Raw genomic sequence first — 19,376 nt, forward strand, 5'->3', positions numbered from 1 at the left:
GGCGCGCTAGCTTTACAGGGCGTTGGCTAACCGTGCGGCATGGCGCCACAGTCTACGACCGCTCCCAGGCCGCCTTCAGCAGGGCCTTGACCGCGTCGTCGACCTCGGCGGGCGAGGCCAGGATCAGCTTGGCCTTCAGGCGTTCGGACCAGCCTTCGTTCTTGGGCTCCAGCAGGCGCGGGGAGGCGTCGGGCGTGAGCGCCAGACCCAGCACCGCCTGGCCGCCCTTGAGCGGCTTCAGGGCCGCGAACTGGGACTTACGTGACCAGGCCGTGAAGCCCTTGCGCTGTCCGGTCACCAGGCCCTCGAGATCGGTGACAGCCGCCTCGACCGCCTCCAGGATCGCCGTCGAGGCGGCGTCCGTCCACAGCGCCTTGCGCAGGGCGTCAGCGTCCTCCCAGCCGGTCTCGGGATAGGCGACAGAGAAGATCGTGGCGGCGCGGTTCACGCCGATGCCGTAGGTCGCCTTCAGCCAGTCGGTGCGGGCGCGAGGTTTGGTCTCGGGGCATTCGCGGCGGACGATCTCGACCCATTGCTCCAGCGTCTTGCCGGTCTCGCGCTCGAGGTTGGCGCGGACCGAGGCGAACCATTTCTGCTGCTGCTCGGTGAGGCCTTGGGGCTTGTTGTCCATGGTTGCGCGCGTCCCCCCGTTTGCTACGACCGTCCTCCAGAAGGAGACGCCCATGAGCCTCGACGGACGCTACGACGCCGACAACATCTTCGCCAAGATCATCCGTGGCGAGATCCCCAGCGTGAAGGTGTTCGAGGACGACGAGGTCCTGGCCTTCATGGACGTCTTCCCGCAGTCGCCCGGCCACGCCCTGGTGATCTCCAAGGTCAGCCAGGCCCGCAATCTGCTGGAGGTCGAGCCCGAGGTTCTGGCCGACCTGACGGCCGCGACCCAGAAGCTGACCCGCGCGGTCGTCGCGGCCCTGAAGCCCGATGGCGTGGTCGTCACCCAGTTCAACGGCGCTCCGGCCGGCCAGACGATCTTCCACCTGCATTTCCACGTCATCCCCCGCTACGAAGGCGCGGCCCTGGGGCGTCATGGCGAAGGCGGCATGGCCGATGTTGAAGAGCTGAAGGCCTTGGCGGCGAAAATCTCGGCGGCGCTGTAGCCGCACGGAAACCGAACCCGCATCGGGAACGGTCTTCGTCCGCGCTCGGCGCTCTTTAACGGTTGGCGCGTTAGCGGTACCGGCGACGACGCCAGACCCGGGAACGCCATGCTTGAATTCGAGGAAGGCCGCAAAGGCCTGCGCCGCCTGATCTATGCCAGCCGTTTCGCGGGCGACGGGGACTTCGGCGAGGCGGTGCGGACGATCGTCAACGCCTCGATCCAGAACAACCGCCTGGTGGACGTCACCGGCTTCCTGCTGGCGGGCGAGGGCTGTTTCCTGCAGTGGCTGGAAGGCCCCGCGACCGCCGTCGAGGAGACCTACGCGCGGATCGCCCTGGACAGGCGCCACGCCGATCTGAAGGCCCTTGCTGACGGTTCGGCCGAGCGTCGCAGGTTCCGCGACTGGAACATGGGTCAGCATCGCCTGGGCGCCGCGGACCAGACGCTGCTGGTCGAGGTCGGTCTGGAAGTCTTCAATCCTGCCGGCCTGGATGCAGACCGCGCCGAGCGCCTGCTGATCCGCGCCGGCGAGCGGCACCTGCGCGGCGGCTAGGGTTTCGCGACCGACAGGCTCCAGTCGGGGCCGCGCAGCTGGGTGACACAGCGGGTGTCGAGCGGCTTGGCCGGGTCGTTGACGAAGGCCACGGTCATGCGGCCGGCGCAGGCGTTGAAGGATGCGCCGTGGGCGCGGCCGGGCATCAATACGAACTGGGCGTTTGGCAGGTCGGCCAGCAGGCTCTGGGCCCAGGCCGGCGGGGTGTTGGCGTCCAGCGCGCCCGCGAAGATCAGCACCGGAACGTCGCTCTTCACCGGCGTGTTCTCGATCGCCGGGGCGGGGGCGACCTTCCAGGCCTGGCAGGTTTCGGGCGCGACCGTGCGGACGTCGACGCCGCCCAGTCCATGGCGGGGCGAGACCTGGTCGGCGACGCGGGCGGGATCCTCGAACGGCATCTCCTCGGCGCACCAGACCGACAGGCGCAGGCCCCAGGCGAAGTTGGACGAGCCCCTGGCGCGGGTGATCAAGGGCGCGAGCTCGGCGGTGCGGCCGGCAGCGGCCTCGGCGATAATGCGGGGCAGGAGGGGCGCTGTCTTCTGATCGCCCAGGGTTTCGGCCAGGGCGTTGGCGATCTCGGCGCCGCGGGCGGGGTGGCCCTCGATCATCAGCGGCTTGCGATCAGCGCCAACGATTAGGGCGGCGAGATCGCTCGAAAGCTTGGGATGGGCGCGCGAGCAGGCCGGGTCGACGGCGCAGCCATCCAGCACCAGGTTCAACGCTCGGCGTAGGCCAGCCGTGGCGGTCTCGTCGTAGTTCACATGCGGCGGCAGCGGCGAGTCGAGCACCACGGCGCGCACGCTATCAGGATGACGGCGCAGGACGGTCAGGGCCAGGCGGCCACCGTAGGACAGGCCGTAGAGGTTCAGCTTGTCGTAGCCCAAGGCCGCACGGGCGACCTCGATGTCATCAGCGTTCTCGGCGCTGGTGTAGCCGTCCAGATCGACCCCGGCGGCGACCAGGCGCGCTCGGCAGGCGGTCGCCGCTTGGGTCACGGCGGGAGGGGCGGAGGCGGGGGCTTCGCGGGCCGCGGCGACCTCCGGACATTCCAGCGCCGGCTGGGCGGCATGGCCGCCGCGCGGCTCGACCAGGATCTGGTCGCGGGTCTCAAGGAACGGGTTGCCCTTGCTCGAACGGGCATTGGCCATGGCCGTCACCCCCGGACCGCCGGGCATGAAGATCAGGGCGTCCTTGGCCGGTGTCGCCGTTCGAGCGCGCTGGATGACGACGGGCAGGCGGATCGATCGGCTGCCGGGCTTGGCGCGGTTCTCGGGAACGATCAGCAGGCCGCAGTCGATCTTCTCGCCGGGCGCGGTCTCGAAAGGGCAGGGGCCGAGCTCGAAGCGGCCGGCGGGCGTCTCGGCATGGGCTGCGATGGGCAGGATCAAGGCGGCCCCGAACGCGGCCGCGAGCACCGTCTTCATGCGAACTCTCCCCTCAGTCGTCCCGACTGTCGTGGGGCAGGGGAGCGGGATCAAGTTAAGGTGGCGTTAGGTGCGCCTACGCGATCAGCTTGGCCAGCGCCGTATAGAACGCCAGCAGCACCGCCATGCCGCCAAGGATCGCCCAGCCTTGCATGCGGATCTTTTCGCTGAGGCGGGTTTCCAGCTGGGCGATCTCCATACGGAGCGTGAGCTTGGTCTCGAGCAGGTCGTCCTTGGTGACGAACTGCTTGAGGTCATCCTTCGTCGCGAGATGGCTTATGTCAGGCATGCCGGCCGCTTGCTGAAAGATCTCCACGACCGTTTCGGCCATGCGCTCATCCATGCCGGCTTCGCGCAGCCGTTTGGAGGCGCCCAAGCTGTCGAAAGCGATCGTTGCCATAGAACACACGCTAATCGTTTGTTCTCGTTTCGTCCACAATTTTCCCGCGACCCAAATGAAAAGGGCCCGGATCGCTCCGGGCCCTTCGCTTAAGGCTGAAAGCAAGCCCTACTCGGCCAAGGCCGGTTCGGCTTCGTCGGTCTTGCTGGCCTTCGGATCGGGCGTGCCTTCGATCTCGAAAGCGATCTTGCCGTTCTCCAGCACCACGGTGACGTGGCCGCCGCGCACCAGGCGTCCGAACAGGATGTCGTCGGCCAGGGGCTTCTTGATGTGCTCCTGGATAACGCGACCCAGCGGGCGGGCGCCGTAGAGTTCGTCGAAGCCGTTCTTGGCCAGCCAGTCGGCCGCGTCGTCGGTCAGCGAGATCGTCACGTTCCGGTCGGCCAGCTGGGCCTCCATCTGCATGACGAACTTCTGCACGACCTGGCGGATGATGTCGGCCGTCAGCGGCTTGAAGGCCACGACCGCGTCGAGGCGGTTGCGGAATTCCGGCGTGAACAGGCGCTTGAGGGCGGCCTCTTCCTCGCCGACCACCTTGTCGCGGCCGAAGCCGATCGACTGGCGCTGGGCGTCCGACGCGCCGGCATTGGTGGTCATGATCAGGATGACGTTCCTGAAGTCGACCTTCTTGCCGTTGCTGTCGGTCAGCACGCCGTGATCCATGACCTGCAGCAGGATGTTGTAGACGTCCTGGTGGGCCTTTTCGATCTCGTCGAGCAGCACGACCGCGTGCGGGTGCTGATCGACAGCGTCGGTGAGCTGGCCGCCTTGGTCATAGCCGACATAGCCGGGAGGGGCGCCGATCAGGCGGCTCACGGTATGGCGTTCCATGTACTCCGACATGTCGAAGCGGATCATCTCGATGCCGAGCGTCTGGGCCAGCTGCTTGGCGGCTTCGGTCTTGCCGACGCCGGTCGGACCGCTGAACAGGAACGAGCCGATCGGCTTGTCCGCGTCGCGCAGGCCGGCCCGGGCCAGCTTCATGGCCGAGGACAGTTGCAGCAGGGCTTCGTCCTGACCGAACACGGCGCGCTTCAGGTCCGCTTCCAGTTCTTTCAGGGCCTCGGTGTCCGACTTGGAGACCGACTTGGGCGGGATGCGGGCGATCTTGGCCACGACAGCCTCGATCTCCTTGACGCCCAGGACCTTCTTGCGACGGCTTTCCGGCAGCAGCATCTGGCCAGCGCCGGCTTCGTCGATCACGTCGATCGCCTTGTCCGGCAGCTTGCGGTCGGTGATGTACTTGGCCGACAGCTCCACCGCGACCTTCAGGGCCTCGGCGGTGTACTTCAGCTTGTGGAAGTCCTCGTAGTAGGTCTTCAGACCCTTGAGGATCTTGATGGTGTCTTCCACCGTCGGTTCGTTCACGTCGATCTTCTGGAAGCGACGGACCAGGGCCCGATCCTTCTCGAAGTGCTGGCGGAACTCCTTGTAGGTGGTCGAACCCATGCAACGCAGGCTGCCCGAGGCCAGGGCCGGCTTCAGCAGGTTGCTGGCGTCCATCGCCCCGCCGCTGGTCGCGCCAGCGCCGATCACGGTGTGGATCTCGTCGATGAACAGCACCGCGTTGGGGTGGTTCTCGAGTTCCTTGACGACCTGCTTCACGCGCTCTTCGAAATCGCCGCGATAGCGGGTGCCGGCCAGCAGCGCGCCCATGTCGAGCGAGTAGATGGTGGCGCCTTCCAGGACCTCGGGGACCTGGTGCGTGACGATCTTGCGGGCCAGGCCCTCGGCGATGGCGGTCTTGCCGACGCCGGGATCACCCACGAGCAGCGGGTTGTTCTTGGTGCGACGGCACAGGATCTGGATCGCGCGTTCGACTTCGTTCGCGCGGCCGATCAGCGGGTCGACCTTGCCCTGGCGGGCCTTTTCGTTGAGGTCGACGCAATAGGCTTCCAGAGCCTCGCCGCCCGTCTTGGTGTTGGGCTTCTCGCCGTCGTCCTCGGCCGAGTTCGAACCGGCGCTGGCGCCCTTGACGTTCTTGGTCTCGGAGGCGCCGGCCTTCTTGGCGATGCCGTGGGCGATGAAGTTGACCGCATCGTACCGCGTCATGTCCTGCTCTTGCAGGAAGTAGGCGGCGTGGCTTTCGCGTTCGGAGAAGATGGCGACCAGAACATTGGCGCCGGTGACCTCTTCGCGGCCCGACGACTGGACGTGGATCACCGCGCGCTGGATCACGCGCTGGAAGCCGGCGGTCGGCTTGGCGTCCTCGTCGTCGTCGACAACCAGCGAGGCCAGTTCGACGTCGAGATAGTTCGAGAGGCTCTTCTTCAGCGCGGCGAGATCAACGTCGCACGCGCGCATAACTCCGGCGGCGTCCTCGTCGTCGGTCAGGGAAAGCAGAAGGTGCTCGAGCGTGGCGTACTCGTGCTTACGCTGGTTGGCGTACGCGACGGCGCGATGCAGGGACTCTTCCAGGGGGCGCGAAAAAGAGGGCAACGGGGAGGCTCCTCAGTCCTTTTCCATGGTGCACTGTAGAGGGTGCTGATGGCGTCGCGCCGAGTCGATGACTTGGGCGACCTTGGTTTCTGCGACTTCGTATGTGTAGACACCGCAGACACCGACGCCGTTCTGGTGAACGTGCAGCATGATACGGGTAGCGTCTTCACGCGACTTGTTGAAGAACCGTTCGAGAACGTAGACCACGAACTCCATGGGAGTGTAGTCGTCGTTGAGAATCAGAACTCGATAAAGCGAGGGCTTCTGCGTCTTCGGCTTCACTTCCGTGACGACCGACGACCCAGCGCCGTTGCTTTGTCCGCCTTGCTTCCGCTCGGCCATCGACTTGTTCTCTCCTGGCGAGCAAATCACCCGCCTGCCTGAATTAGATATGGAAACGCGGCGGCATTGGAAGAGCCTGAGACGCGCCTGCGCCGCTTTAGCACAGGGACGCCCAGGAATTCGGCTTCACATTTGGGAGAGCGAAGACCGCGCGCGAACGGTTCCGTGGGTGGAAGGCCCAAATGGTTAGCGACGATGCGCCGCGCAAGGGGTGATGTCCGCGACTCGGCTAGCGCCCCTTTAGTGCCCGTCCACTAATCACGGCTGCGGCGCCGAATTTCCCGCGCAGGGCGTCGATGGCCGTCTCGTTCTTGAGCGTGCGACGCTCGTCGTCGGCGAACATGTCGGCGCCGGCGGTCTCGGCGTCGACGAACTCGGTCAGGCCCGCGCCGATCAAGCGGTAGGGCTGACCGGGCTTTTCGGCCGCCAACAGCTCGCGGGCCACCTGGAACAGGGTGCGGGCGGTCTGGGTCGGTATGGCCAAGGTGCGGCGGCGGGTGTGGATCTTGAAGTCGGGCGTGCGCAGCTTCAGCGTCGCCACCCGGCCGGCCACGCCTTCCTTGCGGGCCTGCTTGGCGACCTTCTCGCAGAGGGGCCACAGCTCGTCCTCCAGGTCCTCGCGCTTGTGCAGGTCGTCGTTGAAGGTGGTCTCGGCGCTGATCGTCTTACGCGACTGGTCGGGATCGACCATCCGGCTGTCCTGGCCCTGGGCCAGGCGGTGCAGGCGCAGGCCGCCCGAACCCAGACGATTGGCCAGCATCTTCAAGTCGGCGGCGGCGATGTCGCCCACGGTCTTCAGCCCGATCTCGGCCAGGGAGGCGACGGTGGCCGGTCCCACGCCCGGCAGGATGCTGACCGGCTTGTTGGCCAGGAAGCTCTGCGCTTCGGCCGCGCCGATTGCCGAGAAGCCGCGCGGCTTGTCCAGCTCGGACGCGATCTTGGCCAGGAACTTGTTGGGGGCCAGGCCGATCGAGACGGTCAGGCCGATGTCACGCTCGATCTCGGCCTGTAGCCGGGCCAGCATCTGGGCGGGCGTCGCGCCATGCAGGCGCTCGGTGCCGGTCAGGTCGATCCAGGCCTCGTCCAGCGACAGCGGCTGGATCAGCGGCGTCAGCTTGTCCAGCTTCTCGTGGATGCGCCGGCTCTCTTCCTTGTATTTGGCGAAGTTGGGCTTGATGACCACGGCCTGCGGGCACAGCTTCAGCGCCTTATACATCGGCATGGCCGAGCGGGGGCCGCTCATGCGGGCGATGTAGCAGGCGGTGGTCACCACCCCGCGCTTGCCGCCGCCGACGATGACCGGCAGGTCGCGCAAGACCGGATTGTCCCGCTTCTCGACCGAGGCATAGAAGGCGTCGCAGTCCAGGTGCGCGATCGACAGCGTCCCCAGCTCCTCATGAAAGACCACGCGCGGCGAGGCGCAGGACGGACAGCGCGAGACCTTGGCCTCGCCCGTCCACCCGCAGTCGCGGCACAGGGACTTCATGAAGGGCTCCCTAGGCCTCCGGCGGCCACAGCCACACGGCCCCGCGCACGCCGGAGCTGTCGCCATGGGCGGCCTTCTTCACCGGGGTCTCGAAGACGTCCGAGAAGACATGCGGGGCGATAGCGGCGGGCAGGCGCTCATAAAGCGCATCGACATTCGACATGCCGCCGCCCAGCACGATGACGTCCGGATCGATGATGTCGCAGATCGCGGCCAGGCCTCGGCTTAAGCGGTCGACATAGCGGTCCAGGGCCGCGGCGGCCGAGGCGTCGCCCGACTGGATGGCGTCCATGGTCGCCTGGCCGGTCGGGAAGCCCGCGTCATGCGAAAACGCCGGGCCGGAGACCCACTTCTCCATGCACCCTTTGCGTCCGCACCAGCACTCGGGGCCGGGATACTCGTCCGGCTTGGGCCAGGGGAGGGGCATATGGCCCCACTCGCCGCCGAAGCCATTGTGGCCGTCGATGATCTTGCCATCGACGACGACCCCGCCGCCGCAGCCGGTGCCGATGATGACGGCGAACACCACGCGCGCGCCGGCGCCCGCGCCGTCGGCGGCTTCCGACAAAGCGAGGCAGTTGGCGTCATTGGCCAGGCGCACCTGACGGGCCAGGCGCTGGGACAGGTCCTCGCCGAAGCGCTGGCCGTTCAGATAGGTGCTGTTGGCGTTGCGGATCAGGCCCGAGCGGGGCGAGATCGAGCCCGGGATGCCCATGCCCAGTCGCGCGCAGGTCGCGCCGGCCATGGCCTCGGCGTCCTTGACCAGCTCGGCCACGACCTCCAGCGCGTCCTTGTAGTTGCCCGGATTGGGCTTGCGGACGCGGGCGACGAACTGGCCCTGCGCGTCGAGGGCGGCGGCCTCGATCTTGGTGCCGCCGAAATCGATGCCGAAGCGGATCATGTGAACAGACGCTCCTCGATCGCCGCCTTCAAGGCGGGCCACTCGTCTATGCGCGTGTGACGATCGGGGGCGGAGGGGGCGAAGGGGCGCAGGCGCTCGTCGCTGACCATCTGGAACCGGCCGACACGCGGAGCCTTCTCAGCCACCGATTCGAGCTGCGGCAAAAGGTCATCGATGAAGACGGCTGGGCCCGTGGTTCGATCGGACAGTTCGGCGGCGGGCGGTCCCTTGGGGCCGCTGTTGATGATCAGGGGATAGTCGAAGCCGTGGGTTTTCAGCCACTTGATCCGCGCGAGGCGTCCGTGCTCTGGCGCATTGGTCAGGATGACCACCTCGGCGCGCGTCGACAGGTCGGCCAGGGCGTCGGCCGCGCCGATCGCCGGCATCAGGTCGTCGGCCCCGTCGCGGAAGAAATCATCGAACAGGGCCTTGCCCGCGATCAGATCGAGGTGTTCCGTCTCTCCAGGCCGATAAAGGTTCTGGAACAGGGCGAAACGGTCGACCCGCAGCTCGAAGCCATGGCGCTCCACAAAGGCGCCGAAGCCGCGCATGAACTGGGCCAGCACCTCGTCGACATCGACGATGACCAGCGGCGCGGCGGGAGAAATGGCGCAGGCCTGGAGGTCGGAGTACTGTTGTTCCATGAGCTCGGATCGTTGGGTCTTAACGCGATTAGCGCGGGCTTAAGGATATTCGTGCCATCAGGTTCTGGAAGACGGCGCGAATCCCTATGTGTCGTCACGTGACCGTTTGGTCGGGGTAAGGATGACGAAGAAGGTCCTCATCGTGGAGGATAACGAGCTGAACATGAAGCTCTTTCATGATCTGCTCGAAGCCCAGGGTTACGAGACCCTGCAGACCCGCGAGGGTCTGTCGGCGCTGTCCATTGCTCGCGACAACAAGCCCGACTTGATTCTGATGGACATTCAGCTGCCGGAGATTTCCGGGCTGGAAGTCACCAAGTGGCTCAAGGAAGACGACGACCTGGCGCATATCCCGGTCGTGGCCGTCACCGCGTTCGCTATGAAGGGCGACGAGGAGCGGATTCGCGAGGGCGGCTGCGAGGCCTATATCTCCAAGCCGATCTCGGTGGTCCACTTCCTGGACGTGATCAAGCGCCTGCTGGACAAGGTCCCCGCTGCATGAGCGCCCGGATCCTCGTCGTCGATGACATCGAGGCCAATGTCCGCCTGCTCGAGGCCAAGCTGACGGCCGAGTACTATGAGGTCTCGACCGCCATGGACGGGCCGACGGCCCTGGCCATGGCCTCCAAGGACCTGCCCGACATCATCCTGCTGGACGTGATGATGCCCGGCATGGACGGTTTCACCGTCTGCCGCAAACTGAAAGAAGACCCGACCACCCGCCACATCCCGGTGGTGCTGATCACGGCCCTGGACGGCCGCGCTGATCGCATCCAGGGCCTGGAATCGGGCGCTTCGGACTTCCTGACCAAGCCGATCGACGACGTCATGCTGTTCGCCCGCGTGCGCAGCCTGACCCGCTTCAAGCTGGTGATCGACGAACTGCGCCAGCGCGAGGCCTCGGGCCGCCGCATCGGCGTGATCGCTGGCGCCGCCGCCCGCCTGGACGGCCTGGGCGGCCGCATCCTGGTGGTCGACGACAACGAGCGCCAGGCTCAGCGCATCGCCGCCGAGCTGGGCGTCGAGCATCGCCCGGTCATCGAGAGCGATCCCGAAAAGGCCAAGGTCAGCGCCGGCGGTCCGGTCGACCTGGTCATCGTCAATGCTTCGGCCAAGGGCTTCGACGGCCTGCGCTTCACCGCCTCGCTGCGGTCCGAAGAGCGCACCCGTCAGCTGCCGGTCCTGGCCATGGTCGATCCCGACGACCGCGGCCGCATGGTCAAGGCGCTGGAGATCGGCGTGAACGACATCCTGTCGCGTCCGGTGGACCCGCAGGAGCTGTCGGCCCGCGTCAAGACGCAGATCCAGCGCAAGCGCTACACCGATTATCTGCGCAACAATCTGGATCACTCGCTGGAGCTGGCCGTCACCGACCAGCTCACCGGCCTGCACAATCGCCGCTACATGACCGGCCAGCTCGACTCGCTGGTCAAGCGCGCGACCATGGGCGGCGAGCCGGTCTCGGCCCTGCTGATCGACATCGATTTCTTCAAGAAGATCAACGACACCTTCGGCCATGACATCGGCGACGAGGTGCTGCGCGAGTTCGCCCTGCGCCTGGCCTCGAACGTTCGCGCCATCGACCTGCCGTGCCGCTTTGGCGGGGAAGAGTTCGTGGTGGTGATGCCCGACACCCAGCTGGCGGACGCCCTGCGCATCGCTGAGCGGATCCGCAACAACGTCGCCGGCTCGCCCTTTAAGGTGGCCCACGGCCAGGAGTTGCTGACGGTGACCATCTCGGTCGGCGTTTCGGCCACGATCGGCCAGGGCGACACGCCCGAAGCCCTGCTGAAGCGCGCCGACGAAGGCGTGTACCAGGCCAAGGCCTCGGGCCGGAACGCGGTGGTCGGCAAGGCCGCGTAGAACGTCAGCTTCCCAAGCTGAATGTCACAGGGCTGCCAGCCGGCTTACATTTCAGCGCGGAAACCCTTCCGTCCTTGCGCGGATGAAGTGTTCGGGCGAAATCGCTCGTATGAAGAAGATGCTTACCTTCGGCGCCGTGGCCGCCGCCGCTGTCTCCGTGGGCTTCGCCGCCCAAGCCGAGACCAAGCCCGACCCCAAGTTGGTCGTGGTCATCTCGGTCGACCAGTTCAGCGCCAATCTCTACGCCCAGCACCGGGCTGAGTTCACCGGCGGGCTGGCGACGCTGAGCAGCGGGATCGTCTATCCGAACGGCTACCAGTCGCACGCCTTCACCGAGACGTGCCCGGGCCACTCGACCCTGCTGACGGGCAAGCATCCCAACAAGACCGGCATCAGCGCCAATGACTGGTACGACCGCGCCACGGGCAAGACGGTCTACTGCCTGGCCGATCCCAGCGTGACCCTGGCCGACGATCCGAAGGGCAGGGCGGTGTCGCCGGCCAACATGGTCGCCACGACCTATGGCGACTGGCTGAAAGAGGTCTCGCCGAAGAGCCGCGTGTTCGGCGTCTCGGGCAAGGATCGCGGCGCGATCACCATGTCGGGCCACCAGGCCGACGGCCAGTTCTGGTACCAGCCGGGTTTTGGCTTCACGACCTATGTCCGCGAGGGCCAGACGGCGGAAGAGCGGCTCAAGCCCGTCGCCGCCCTCAACGCCAAGCTGGCGGCGGACCTCAAGAAGCACCCGTTCACCTGGGACTACGCCAAGGACTCGGCCAAGCGCTGCAAGGCGCTGGAGGCGGACTACGAGACCGGCGGTCGCAAGTGGCATGCGGGCCTGCCGATTCCGGCGGCGGCCGATGACGCCGGCAAGCAGCGCGACCTCTACGCCAGCCCCTATACCGACGCGGCGACCCTGGAGCTGGCCCAGGGCCTGCGCGAGACCTACGGCTTGGGCGACGGTCCGCAGGTCGACGTGCTGACGGTCAGCCTGTCGGCCACCGACTTCATTGGCCACCGCTACGGCACGCGCGGTCCGGAGATGTGCGACCAGATCGCCCGCCTGGACGACCGCCTGGGCGCGTTCCTCAAGAGCCTGGACAAGGTGAAGGGCGGGGTCCTGGTGGTCCTGGCCGCTGACCACGGCGGCGCCGACTTCGCCGAGCGCTTGCATGACGAGGGCTATGACAGCGAGCGCGTCCTGGGCAAGCCGTGGATCGCCGGGCTGAACAAGCAGCTGCGCGTTGATCTCGACCTGTCGTGGGATCCGCTGAAGGCCGATGGCGGCATCGACCAGGTCTATGTCGTCGGTCCCGACGGCAAGACGCCCTCGATCACCGACCGCGCCCGCGTCACCGCCGCCGCCCTGGTGCTGATTAAGCGCGACCCGGCCGTGGCCGAGGCCTTCGACTCCAACGTCATCCTGACCCTGGAGGCCGCCCCAGCCGACGCCTATCCGGAAGAGATCTCGGTGGCCGAGCGCCTGCGCCGCAGCGCCTATCCGGGCCGGGTGGGCGACATCCTGGTGGCCTTCAAGCCCAATCGCGTGCCGGCCACGGCGGGGGCGACCTATGTCTCCACCCACGGCAGTCCCTGGGACTATGACCGACGCGTGCCGATCCTGTTCTGGTGGAAGGGCGCGACCCCGCACGAGCGAGTCCTGCCGCTGGATACGGTCGACATCGCGCCGACCATCGCCGCCGCCACGGGCGTCAAGCCGCCCGCCGATGTCGACGGCGTGTGCAGGCCGCTGGTTTATGGTCAAGCTTGTTAGAACGGCGTTCTAGAATCGTCACAAGCGGTCGCTAGTCCTTCCCGTCCCGGGGGAATGGCATGGGCTACGACCGCTTCTACTTTCTCAAGAAGGCGTACGGGATCTATCCCGGCGTCACCGCGCCGGTGTCGGCGCGCTGCCTGACGGCGCACTACGCCCGTCGCCAGAGCCGGCGCGGGCCGATCAGGGCGGGGCTGGATGCGCTGGTCGGGCTGGCCTTCAAGGCCTGGATCCCGTGGCGCGCGGCCAAGGTGCAGAAGAAATTCGGCCTGGACGAGGCCTGGCGCACGCGCGCCATCCAGATCGCTCGCGCCCGCTTCGCCGATCCCAACGACCTGGCGCTGTTTCGCATCACCGAGGCGGGCCAGCTGGACGACTATATCCGCCGCTATGAAGACGCGGCGCTGAACAAGCGCATCAACCCGCTGGGCTGGACCGCGCGCTGCGCCCTGGCCGACAAGGCGCGTTTCCAGGCCCGCTGCCAGACGGCCAACCTGCCGACGCCCCGGACCGTGGCCATCGTCCGCGATGGTCGCCTGGACCTGAAGGCCGACCCCGCCGGCCGCGACCTGGTCCTCAAGCCGACGGACGGCGAGGGCGGCGACGGCGTCGTGGTGCTGGAGAAGGTCAAGGACGCCGCCGACCTGACCGCCCGCCTGCCGCGTGGCCGAGGCGCTTTCGTGGTCCAGGATCGCGTCCTGCCGCATCCCTCGCTGCTGGGCCTCGCTTTGGACGCCCTGCCGACCGTGCGGATCGTGACCATGGTCGACGAGGTCGGCGCGCCTGAGGCCGTCAGCGCCACCTTCCGTTTTGCCTCCGTCGCCGGGGCGCGGGTCGACAACATGAAGGCCGGCGGGCTGATCTGCGCTGTCGACCTGCCGATCGGCACCCTGGGCCTGGCTTGCAAGGGCTATGGCGGTGGCGACCACGCCGTGCATCCGGTCACCGGCGCGACGATCATCGGCCGCAAGCTGCCCGACTGGGCCGCGGCCAAGGGGCTGGTCCGCCGCGCCCACGCCGAGGCCTTCTCCGACTACGCCCTGATCGGCTGGGACGTGGCCCTGACCCCGGACGGTCCAATGCTGATCGAGGGCAACGGCAAGCCCGGCGTTCTGATGCCTCAGCGCGCCGCCCGCCAGGGCCTGGGCGGTGGTCGTTATGGCGCGCTGCTGGCTTATCATCTTGCCATGAAACCGTAGCGCGCACGTCATGGGGCGCTCCTAGGCTCGGAACCTCGTCATCCAGGCGGCCGTGGGTAAGGGGCCCGTCGGTCGCCGGGCCTCAGGAGGCAACCGATGACCCGCTACGCTGCTCCGCGAAGCCTTCCGCTCGAGGCCAAGCGCGCCCTGCGCATCATGCTGATCGCCAAGCACGCCAAGGGGCGGGGCGAGCTGCATCCCGAGGACGGCACGCACGCGGTCTATCACTGCGAGATGCGCGAGACGCTGGAGGACATCGGCGTCAACCTGATGGTCGCCGACGAGTACAGCGTGCTGTTCGAGCGCCCGAACGTAGACTTCGTGTTCCCGCTGCTGAACCGCGCAGGTTTCCTGAATTCAGAGATGCTGGTCCCGTTGCTCTGCAACCGCCTGGCCCTGCCGTATCTGGGCGCGAGCCCGATCCTGCGCGGCCTGTCGGACGACAAGCACCTGACCAAGCGCGCCGCCGTCGCGCGTGGCATCCCGACCGCGCCGTGGGCCGTCTATCGTCGCGGCGCGCCGCTGGATCCGGCCCTGCTGCCGCCCGGCGACCACTTCGTGATCAAGCCCAACGCCTCCTCGGCCAGCTGGGGCGTCGGGGACGCCTTCGATTGGGGCGGCGTGCGCGAGGCGGTGGTCGCCCTCCAGGAAGAGGGCCATGACGTCATCGTCGAGCCGTTTATCCAGGGCCACGATATCGAGGTCTCGGCCATCACCTTGAACGGCGAGCCCTTCATTCTGCCGACCCAGATCGTCGAGCAGATCAACCCGGCCCAGCTGCGCACCTATCAGGAGAAGCGCAACCTGGTCGGCGGCCAGGCCTACGAAATCCGGCCGCTGGAGGCCGGCGTCCTGCAGCGCACCGCCGAGACTCGCGCCCGCGAAATGATGCGTGAGTTCATGCCGTTCGACTACGGCCGCTTCGAGTTCCGTCTCGACCTCGCCACCGGCGAGGTCCAGTTCCTGGAAGTGAACCTGAACTGCAATCTGTGGTCCAAGAAGACCATCTCGATGGCCGCCCAGCAGATGGGCTGGAGCCACGCCCAGCTGATCGAGACCATCCTGACGGAGAGCCTCGAGCGCCAGGGCCTGCTGCAGAAGGCGTTCGACTTTGTTGCTGCCTAAGCCTTTCGTCGGCGTGATCCTGGCCGGGCAGCGGCCAGGCAGGGTGGACCCGTTGGCCGAGGCCGCCGGGGTCGTGAACAAGAACCTCGTGCCGATCCACGGCGCGCCGCTGGTGCGCTATGTCGTGGACGCGCTGGCCGCGACGCCGGGCCTCACCCGTCTGCGCATCGTCGTCGAGCCGGAGACCGCGCCGCTGATCGACGCGGTGCTGCCGCACGGCGGCAGGCTGCTGATCGACTACGTCCCCGCCGCCAACAACCTGGCCGACAGCGTCTATGCCGCCGTCGAGGGCGTGGGCGACATGCCGATCCTGGTGACCACGGGCGACAACGTCCTGCTGACGCCCGGCGCGGTGACCGAGGTTCTGGCGGTCCTGGAGAACGGGGCGGATGTCTCCCTGGCCATGGCGACGCAAGCCTCGGTGCTGGCGGCCCATCCGGAAGGCCAGCGGCGGTTCTACAAGTTCTGGGACGACGCCTATTCGAACTGCAATCTCTACGCCTTCGCCGGTCCGGCCGCGACCTCGGCGGCCGAGAGCTTCCGCAGCGGCGGGCAGTTCGCCAAAAAGCCGATGCGGATGATCATGGCCCTGGGGCCGATCAACCTGGCCCTGATGCTGATGGGCCGGCTGTCGCTGCGCGGCGCGCTGATGCGCCTGGGCCGCCGCTTCCGACTCAAGGTCGAGCCGGTGGTCCTGGTCGACGGCGCCCACGCCATCGACGTCGACAACGAGCGCACCTTCGGCGTGGCCCAGACGCTGCTGGCCAAGCGGGCGGTCGCCAACGCCGCCTGACTGCTTGGATGGCAGTCCAGCGTGGTTAACAAGAGTTAGGTCGCTTTTTTAGGACCTCGAACATTCCTGTCGCACATCCTCCGTATGCATCCTATGCGGGAGGGCGTGTGGTGATGAGAGCAAGAGTTCGAGCCAAGAAGCATCCGTTTCCAGCCGGATGGCTGGTCCTGGGCATTTTGACCTGTGTGGTCCTGTTCGTGCTGGGCGCGCAGGCCAGTGAACATCTGTCGGGCGGGTTATCCACCGCCGCGATGCTGGGCGCGTTCGCCGCCGTCTGCGTCGGGCCGGTGCTGCTGATCGTGACCGTGCTGTGGGGGAGCTTCGCGTTCTTCCGCTGGCTCTGGATCGGCCGGTAAACAGCTAGAATCAAAAACGCCCGGCTATCGCTAGCCGGGCGTTTTCGTGTGTCGTAGCGCTGAAAGCGATCTTACTTGATCTTGCCTTCGCGGAATTCGACGTGCTTGCGGATGACCGGATCGTACTTCTTCAGCACCATCTTTTCGGTCTTGGTGCGGGCGTTCTTCTTGGTGACGTAGAAGAAGCCGGTGTCCGCCGTCGAGTTCAGGCGGATCTTGATGGAAGCCGGTTTGGCCATGGTCGAATCCCTGCGATGGTCGCGCAGGTTCCCGCGCGTTGGAAATAAGAGGCGCGGAACATACTCATCGGCAGCTCAAAGTCAATTGGCGGCGGTACACCGCTTGTAAGGAAAGTCCGCCGACCGGGCCTGACCCCCAACGGAGCCCTCGATCCGGGCCACCAGGGTGTCCTTGTCGACCAGGCGGTACAGGATCCGCTGCGGGAAGTCGTGCTGCGGGTTCTCGAAGGTCACGGCGTTGTCGGCGATCTCCTTCACCGGGAAGGCCGCCTCGGCCTGGCCGGAGGGAATCGCCACGTACTGCAGCTTGCCGTCGGCGGCGGGCAAAATGCGCATGAACTCGAACTCGCGCAGCTTGCCGTCGCGGACCGTGCGACTCATGCCGATCATCGCGCCGCCGGCCGGGGCCAGCCACTGCTCTTCGATCTTGGCGCCGTTGGGCCGGGTCAGGGTCCAGCAGCCGCTGATAAAGGCGAGCTTGTTGATGTCCGATGGCGGCGGTGCGGGCGTTGCCTGCAGAGCCAAAGCCAGAATCGTACCGATCATTCGCGAATCTCCTCCCCCGAGGGACCCACCGGAGATCAGAGGTGGGTCAGATGCCGCTTGCCGTTCAGGAAACGCATGAAGGGGGCCGGCCGTCCAGTGTCCGCGAGTCGCTGGCCGATCTCGTGAACCACGAAGCGAGTGATGTTGGGCAGGTCGAGAGCCATGGCTTCCTGGAAGTCGACCCAGGCGATCTCGTCCAGCTCGCCGCAGTCGGGGCGACGTTCCAGCGACAGCAGCGCCTCGGCGGGGGCCATGAAGAAACGGGCGTCGAAGCGGCGCGGGCGATAGGGCGGGGTGATGGCGCGGGCCACGAAGGACAGCGGCGCGAGGTCGGGCAGGGCGCCCTGGGCCAGGAATGGCCGCCAGGGCCCTGCGCCGGGGCGTGCAGGGGCTTCCTTGGCCAGCAGCAGGCCTGTCTCCTCGAAGGTCTCGCGCACGGCCGCCAGGGCCAGGGCGCGGGCCAGGCGGGCGGGCTTGGGGTGGCGGGGCTCAAGGCCAAGGCGGGCGGCGACTTCCGGTGACAGCTCGGTGGCGCTGGGGGCGTCGTAGTCGGTCTTGTCGACGCGGCCGCCGGGGAACACCCACTTGTCGGGCATGAAGGCGACGCCGCCGTTGCGCCGGCCCATCAAGAGGCGCGGCGAGGGGCCGTCGGTGCGGACGATGATCACGGTCGCCGCGTGCTTGGGCGTGATCGTCGCGCCGGTCTCGCGCACGGCGCCGTCGTTGATCGTGTCGAATTTGGCGTCGATCGGCGGCAGGGTCATGCCGGCGAGGTTAGACCGATTGCGCGGCCTGGAAAGACCGACGTAACGTCAGGGCGTATTCTTGAGGGGCTTCACCATGATCGGACGGATTTCGACGCTGGCGCTGGTCGCCGGCCTGGCTGTTGGCGCGCCTGCGATCGCGGCGCCGTCCAAGGCGCAGGTCGAGGCGGCGGCCAAGGCCGTGCAGCCCAAGGTCATCGCCTGGAGGCGCGAGATCCACGAGCATCCCGAACTGGGCAACCAGGAGGTCCGCACCTCGGCCCTGATCGCCAAGGAGCTGAAGGCCCTGGGCTTCGAGGTCCGCGAGAACGTCGGCAAGACCGGCGTGGTGGGCATCCTCAAGGGCGGCAAGCCCGGCAAGGTCGTGGCCCTGCGCGCCGACATGGACGCCCTGCCGGTCGAGGAAAAGACCGGCCTACCGTTCGCCTCCAAGGTCACGGCGACCTGGGAGGGCCGCACGGTGCCCGTCATGCACGCCTGCGGCCACGACACCCACGTCGCCATGCTGCTGGGCGCGGCGACCGTGCTGGCCGGCATGAAGAAGGACATCAAGGGCACGGTTGTCCTGATCTTCCAGCCTGCCGAGGAAGGCCCGCAGGCCGGCGAGGAGGGCGGCGCCAAGCTGATGATCCGCGACGGGGCGCTGGACCAGCCCAAGGTCGACGCCATCTTCGGCCTGCACATCGGCCCCGGCGACGCCCACCAGCTGAATTACCGACCCGAGGGCTTCTATGCCTCGTCCGACCGCCTGACGATCACGGTGAAGGGCAAGCAGACCCATGGCGCGCGACCCTGGGCGGGCGTCGACATGGCCAGCGTGGCCGCCGACATCATCCAGGCCATGAACCAGATCGCCGCCCGCCAGGTCGATGTCGGCGCCTCGCCGTCGGTGGTGACCATCGCGGTGATCAACATGGGCATGCGCCAGAACATCATCCCCGAGGACCTGAAGATGGAGGGGACCATGCGGACCTTCTCCAAGGCCCGTCACGAGGATCTGGTCGCCAAGGTGCAGAAGGCGGTGGCCAGCATCGGCGACCGCTACGGCGCCAAGGCCGAGGCGGTGTTCAGCCAGCCCTATCCGGTGACCTACAACGACCCGGCGCTGTCGAGCTGGGTCAAGGCCAGCCTGGAGAAAGCCTCGGCCGGCAAGGTCGATGACAAGGCGGCGCTGGTGACCGGGGCCGAGGACTTCTCGATGTACGCCGAGAAGGTGCCGGGGGTGTTCGTGCAACTGGGCGGGCGCAAGGCGGACGTCCCGGCGGCGACGGCGCCGGCCAATCACTCGCCGCTCTTCGATGTGGACGAGGCGGTGTTCGAGACCGGCGTGAAGGCCGAGGTCTTCATGGCGCTGGATTATCTGGAGAAGAAGTAGAGGCGGCGCTGGCCCCTCCACCGGCTTCGCCGG

The 19,376-nt window shown here is 67.2% G+C and carries 21 protein-coding genes; 10 read left to right on the top strand and 11 right to left on the bottom strand.

Going from position 1 to position 19,376, the window contains the following annotated elements:
- Nucleotides 1-52: 52 nt before the first annotated feature.
- Nucleotides 53-631, bottom strand: coding sequence for a DUF4287 domain-containing protein (locus AC07NF_RS17520; RefSeq protein ID WP_494628773.1), 579 nt, complete (start codon nt 629-631; stop codon nt 53-55).
- Nucleotides 632-683: 52 nt separating this feature from the next.
- On the opposite strand from AC07NF_RS17520, the gene AC07NF_RS17525 reads away from it, so the two are divergent.
- A complete protein-coding gene (locus AC07NF_RS17525) occupies nt 684-1,118 on the top strand; it encodes an HIT family protein (RefSeq protein WP_494628772.1) in 435 nt (144 codons plus the stop codon).
- Nucleotides 1,119-1,226: 108 nt separating this feature from the next.
- Nucleotides 1,227-1,673 carry a BLUF domain-containing protein gene (locus tag AC07NF_RS17530; protein ID WP_494628771.1) on the top strand — a complete coding sequence of 149 codons (447 nt, stop codon included), beginning with the start codon at nt 1,227-1,229 and terminating at the stop codon, nt 1,671-1,673.
- Here AC07NF_RS17530 and AC07NF_RS17535 read toward each other — a convergent pair.
- From AC07NF_RS17535 to AC07NF_RS17565, 7 genes are all read right to left on the bottom strand, one after another.
- Entirely contained in the window at nt 1,670-3,097 is a 1,428-nt protein-coding gene (locus AC07NF_RS17535) for an alpha/beta fold hydrolase (protein WP_494628770.1), read from the bottom strand. The two genes, AC07NF_RS17530 and AC07NF_RS17535, sit on opposite strands and share 4 nt — an antisense overlap.
- Before the next feature lie 76 nt (nt 3,098-3,173).
- Complete coding sequence (locus tag AC07NF_RS17540; RefSeq protein ID WP_494628769.1) at nt 3,174-3,497, bottom strand: hypothetical protein; 324 nt, start codon at nt 3,495-3,497, stop codon at nt 3,174-3,176.
- A 108-nt stretch (nt 3,498-3,605) separates the two neighbouring features.
- The gene (gene clpA / locus AC07NF_RS17545) at nt 3,606-5,936 is read right to left on the bottom strand and encodes an ATP-dependent Clp protease ATP-binding subunit ClpA (protein ID WP_492812204.1); all 2,331 of its coding nucleotides are present in this window, start codon (nt 5,934-5,936) and stop codon (nt 3,606-3,608) included.
- 12 nt (nt 5,937-5,948) lie between these two features.
- Nucleotides 5,949-6,278, bottom strand: coding sequence for an ATP-dependent Clp protease adapter ClpS (gene clpS / locus AC07NF_RS17550; RefSeq protein ID WP_013079900.1), 330 nt, complete (start codon nt 6,276-6,278; stop codon nt 5,949-5,951).
- 229 nt (nt 6,279-6,507) lie between these two features.
- The gene (locus AC07NF_RS17555) at nt 6,508-7,764 is read right to left on the bottom strand and encodes a DNA polymerase IV (RefSeq protein ID WP_494628768.1); all 1,257 of its coding nucleotides are present in this window, start codon (nt 7,762-7,764) and stop codon (nt 6,508-6,510) included.
- Between the two features lie 10 nt (nt 7,765-7,774).
- Nucleotides 7,775-8,665, bottom strand: a complete 891-nt coding sequence (locus tag AC07NF_RS17560) for an ROK family protein (protein ID WP_494628767.1) — start codon at nt 8,663-8,665, stop codon at nt 7,775-7,777.
- A complete protein-coding gene (locus AC07NF_RS17565; protein WP_492812198.1) occupies nt 8,662-9,309 on the bottom strand; it encodes a hypothetical protein in 648 nt (215 codons plus the stop codon). The genes AC07NF_RS17560 and AC07NF_RS17565 overlap by 4 nt, the downstream gene beginning before the upstream one ends.
- A 121-nt stretch (nt 9,310-9,430) precedes the next feature.
- Here AC07NF_RS17565 and divK point away from each other — a divergent pair, with 121 nt between their 5' ends.
- From divK to AC07NF_RS17600, 7 genes are all read left to right on the top strand, one after another.
- Nucleotides 9,431-9,811 (top strand): cell-cycle response regulator DivK, encoded by a 381-nt coding sequence (gene divK / locus AC07NF_RS17570; protein ID WP_454716973.1) that lies wholly within the window; start codon nt 9,431-9,433, stop codon nt 9,809-9,811.
- Nucleotides 9,808-11,172 carry a PleD family two-component system response regulator gene (locus AC07NF_RS17575; RefSeq protein ID WP_494628766.1) on the top strand — a complete coding sequence of 455 codons (1,365 nt, stop codon included), beginning with the start codon at nt 9,808-9,810 and terminating at the stop codon, nt 11,170-11,172. Before divK ends, AC07NF_RS17575 begins: the two co-directional genes overlap by 4 nt.
- Nucleotides 11,173-11,308: 136 nt before the next feature.
- Nucleotides 11,309-12,946 carry an alkaline phosphatase PhoY gene (phoY, locus tag AC07NF_RS17580; protein ID WP_494629412.1) on the top strand — a complete coding sequence of 546 codons (1,638 nt, stop codon included), beginning with the start codon at nt 11,309-11,311 and terminating at the stop codon, nt 12,944-12,946.
- Nucleotides 12,947-13,005: 59 nt separating this feature from the next.
- The gene (locus AC07NF_RS17585) at nt 13,006-14,145 is read left to right on the top strand and encodes a sugar-transfer associated ATP-grasp domain-containing protein (RefSeq protein WP_494628765.1); all 1,140 of its coding nucleotides are present in this window, start codon (nt 13,006-13,008) and stop codon (nt 14,143-14,145) included.
- A gap of 96 nt (nt 14,146-14,241) precedes the next feature.
- Entirely contained in the window at nt 14,242-15,270 is a 1,029-nt protein-coding gene (locus AC07NF_RS17590) for a D-alanine--D-alanine ligase family protein (protein WP_494628764.1), read from the top strand.
- On the top strand, nt 15,260-16,063 hold the full coding sequence (locus AC07NF_RS17595; protein ID WP_494628763.1) for an NTP transferase domain-containing protein: 804 nt from the start codon (nt 15,260-15,262) through the stop codon (nt 16,061-16,063). The genes AC07NF_RS17590 and AC07NF_RS17595 overlap by 11 nt, the downstream gene beginning before the upstream one ends.
- 113 nt (nt 16,064-16,176) lie before the next feature.
- A complete protein-coding gene (locus tag AC07NF_RS17600; RefSeq protein WP_492812187.1) occupies nt 16,177-16,419 on the top strand; it encodes a hypothetical protein in 243 nt (80 codons plus the stop codon).
- A gap of 71 nt (nt 16,420-16,490) precedes the next feature.
- On the opposite strand, the gene rpmG is transcribed toward AC07NF_RS17600, so the two are convergent.
- The 3 genes from rpmG to AC07NF_RS17615 form a co-directional block, all read right to left on the bottom strand.
- Nucleotides 16,491-16,658 (bottom strand): 50S ribosomal protein L33, encoded by a 168-nt coding sequence (gene rpmG / locus AC07NF_RS17605; RefSeq protein ID WP_010920317.1) that lies wholly within the window; start codon nt 16,656-16,658, stop codon nt 16,491-16,493.
- Between the two features lie 81 nt (nt 16,659-16,739).
- Nucleotides 16,740-17,204 carry a DUF6265 family protein gene (locus AC07NF_RS17610; RefSeq protein WP_492812184.1) on the bottom strand — a complete coding sequence of 155 codons (465 nt, stop codon included), beginning with the start codon at nt 17,202-17,204 and terminating at the stop codon, nt 16,740-16,742.
- 35 nt (nt 17,205-17,239) lie between these two features.
- Nucleotides 17,240-17,968, bottom strand: a complete 729-nt coding sequence (locus AC07NF_RS17615) for an NUDIX hydrolase (RefSeq protein WP_494628762.1) — start codon at nt 17,966-17,968, stop codon at nt 17,240-17,242.
- 76 nt (nt 17,969-18,044) lie between these two features.
- Between AC07NF_RS17615 and AC07NF_RS17620 the strand changes: the two genes are divergently transcribed.
- A complete protein-coding gene (locus AC07NF_RS17620) occupies nt 18,045-19,343 on the top strand; it encodes an amidohydrolase (protein ID WP_494628761.1) in 1,299 nt (432 codons plus the stop codon).
- Nucleotides 19,344-19,376: the final 33 nt, after the last annotated feature.

This window comes from Caulobacter sp. GW821-FHT10A06, from assembly GCF_059415805.1.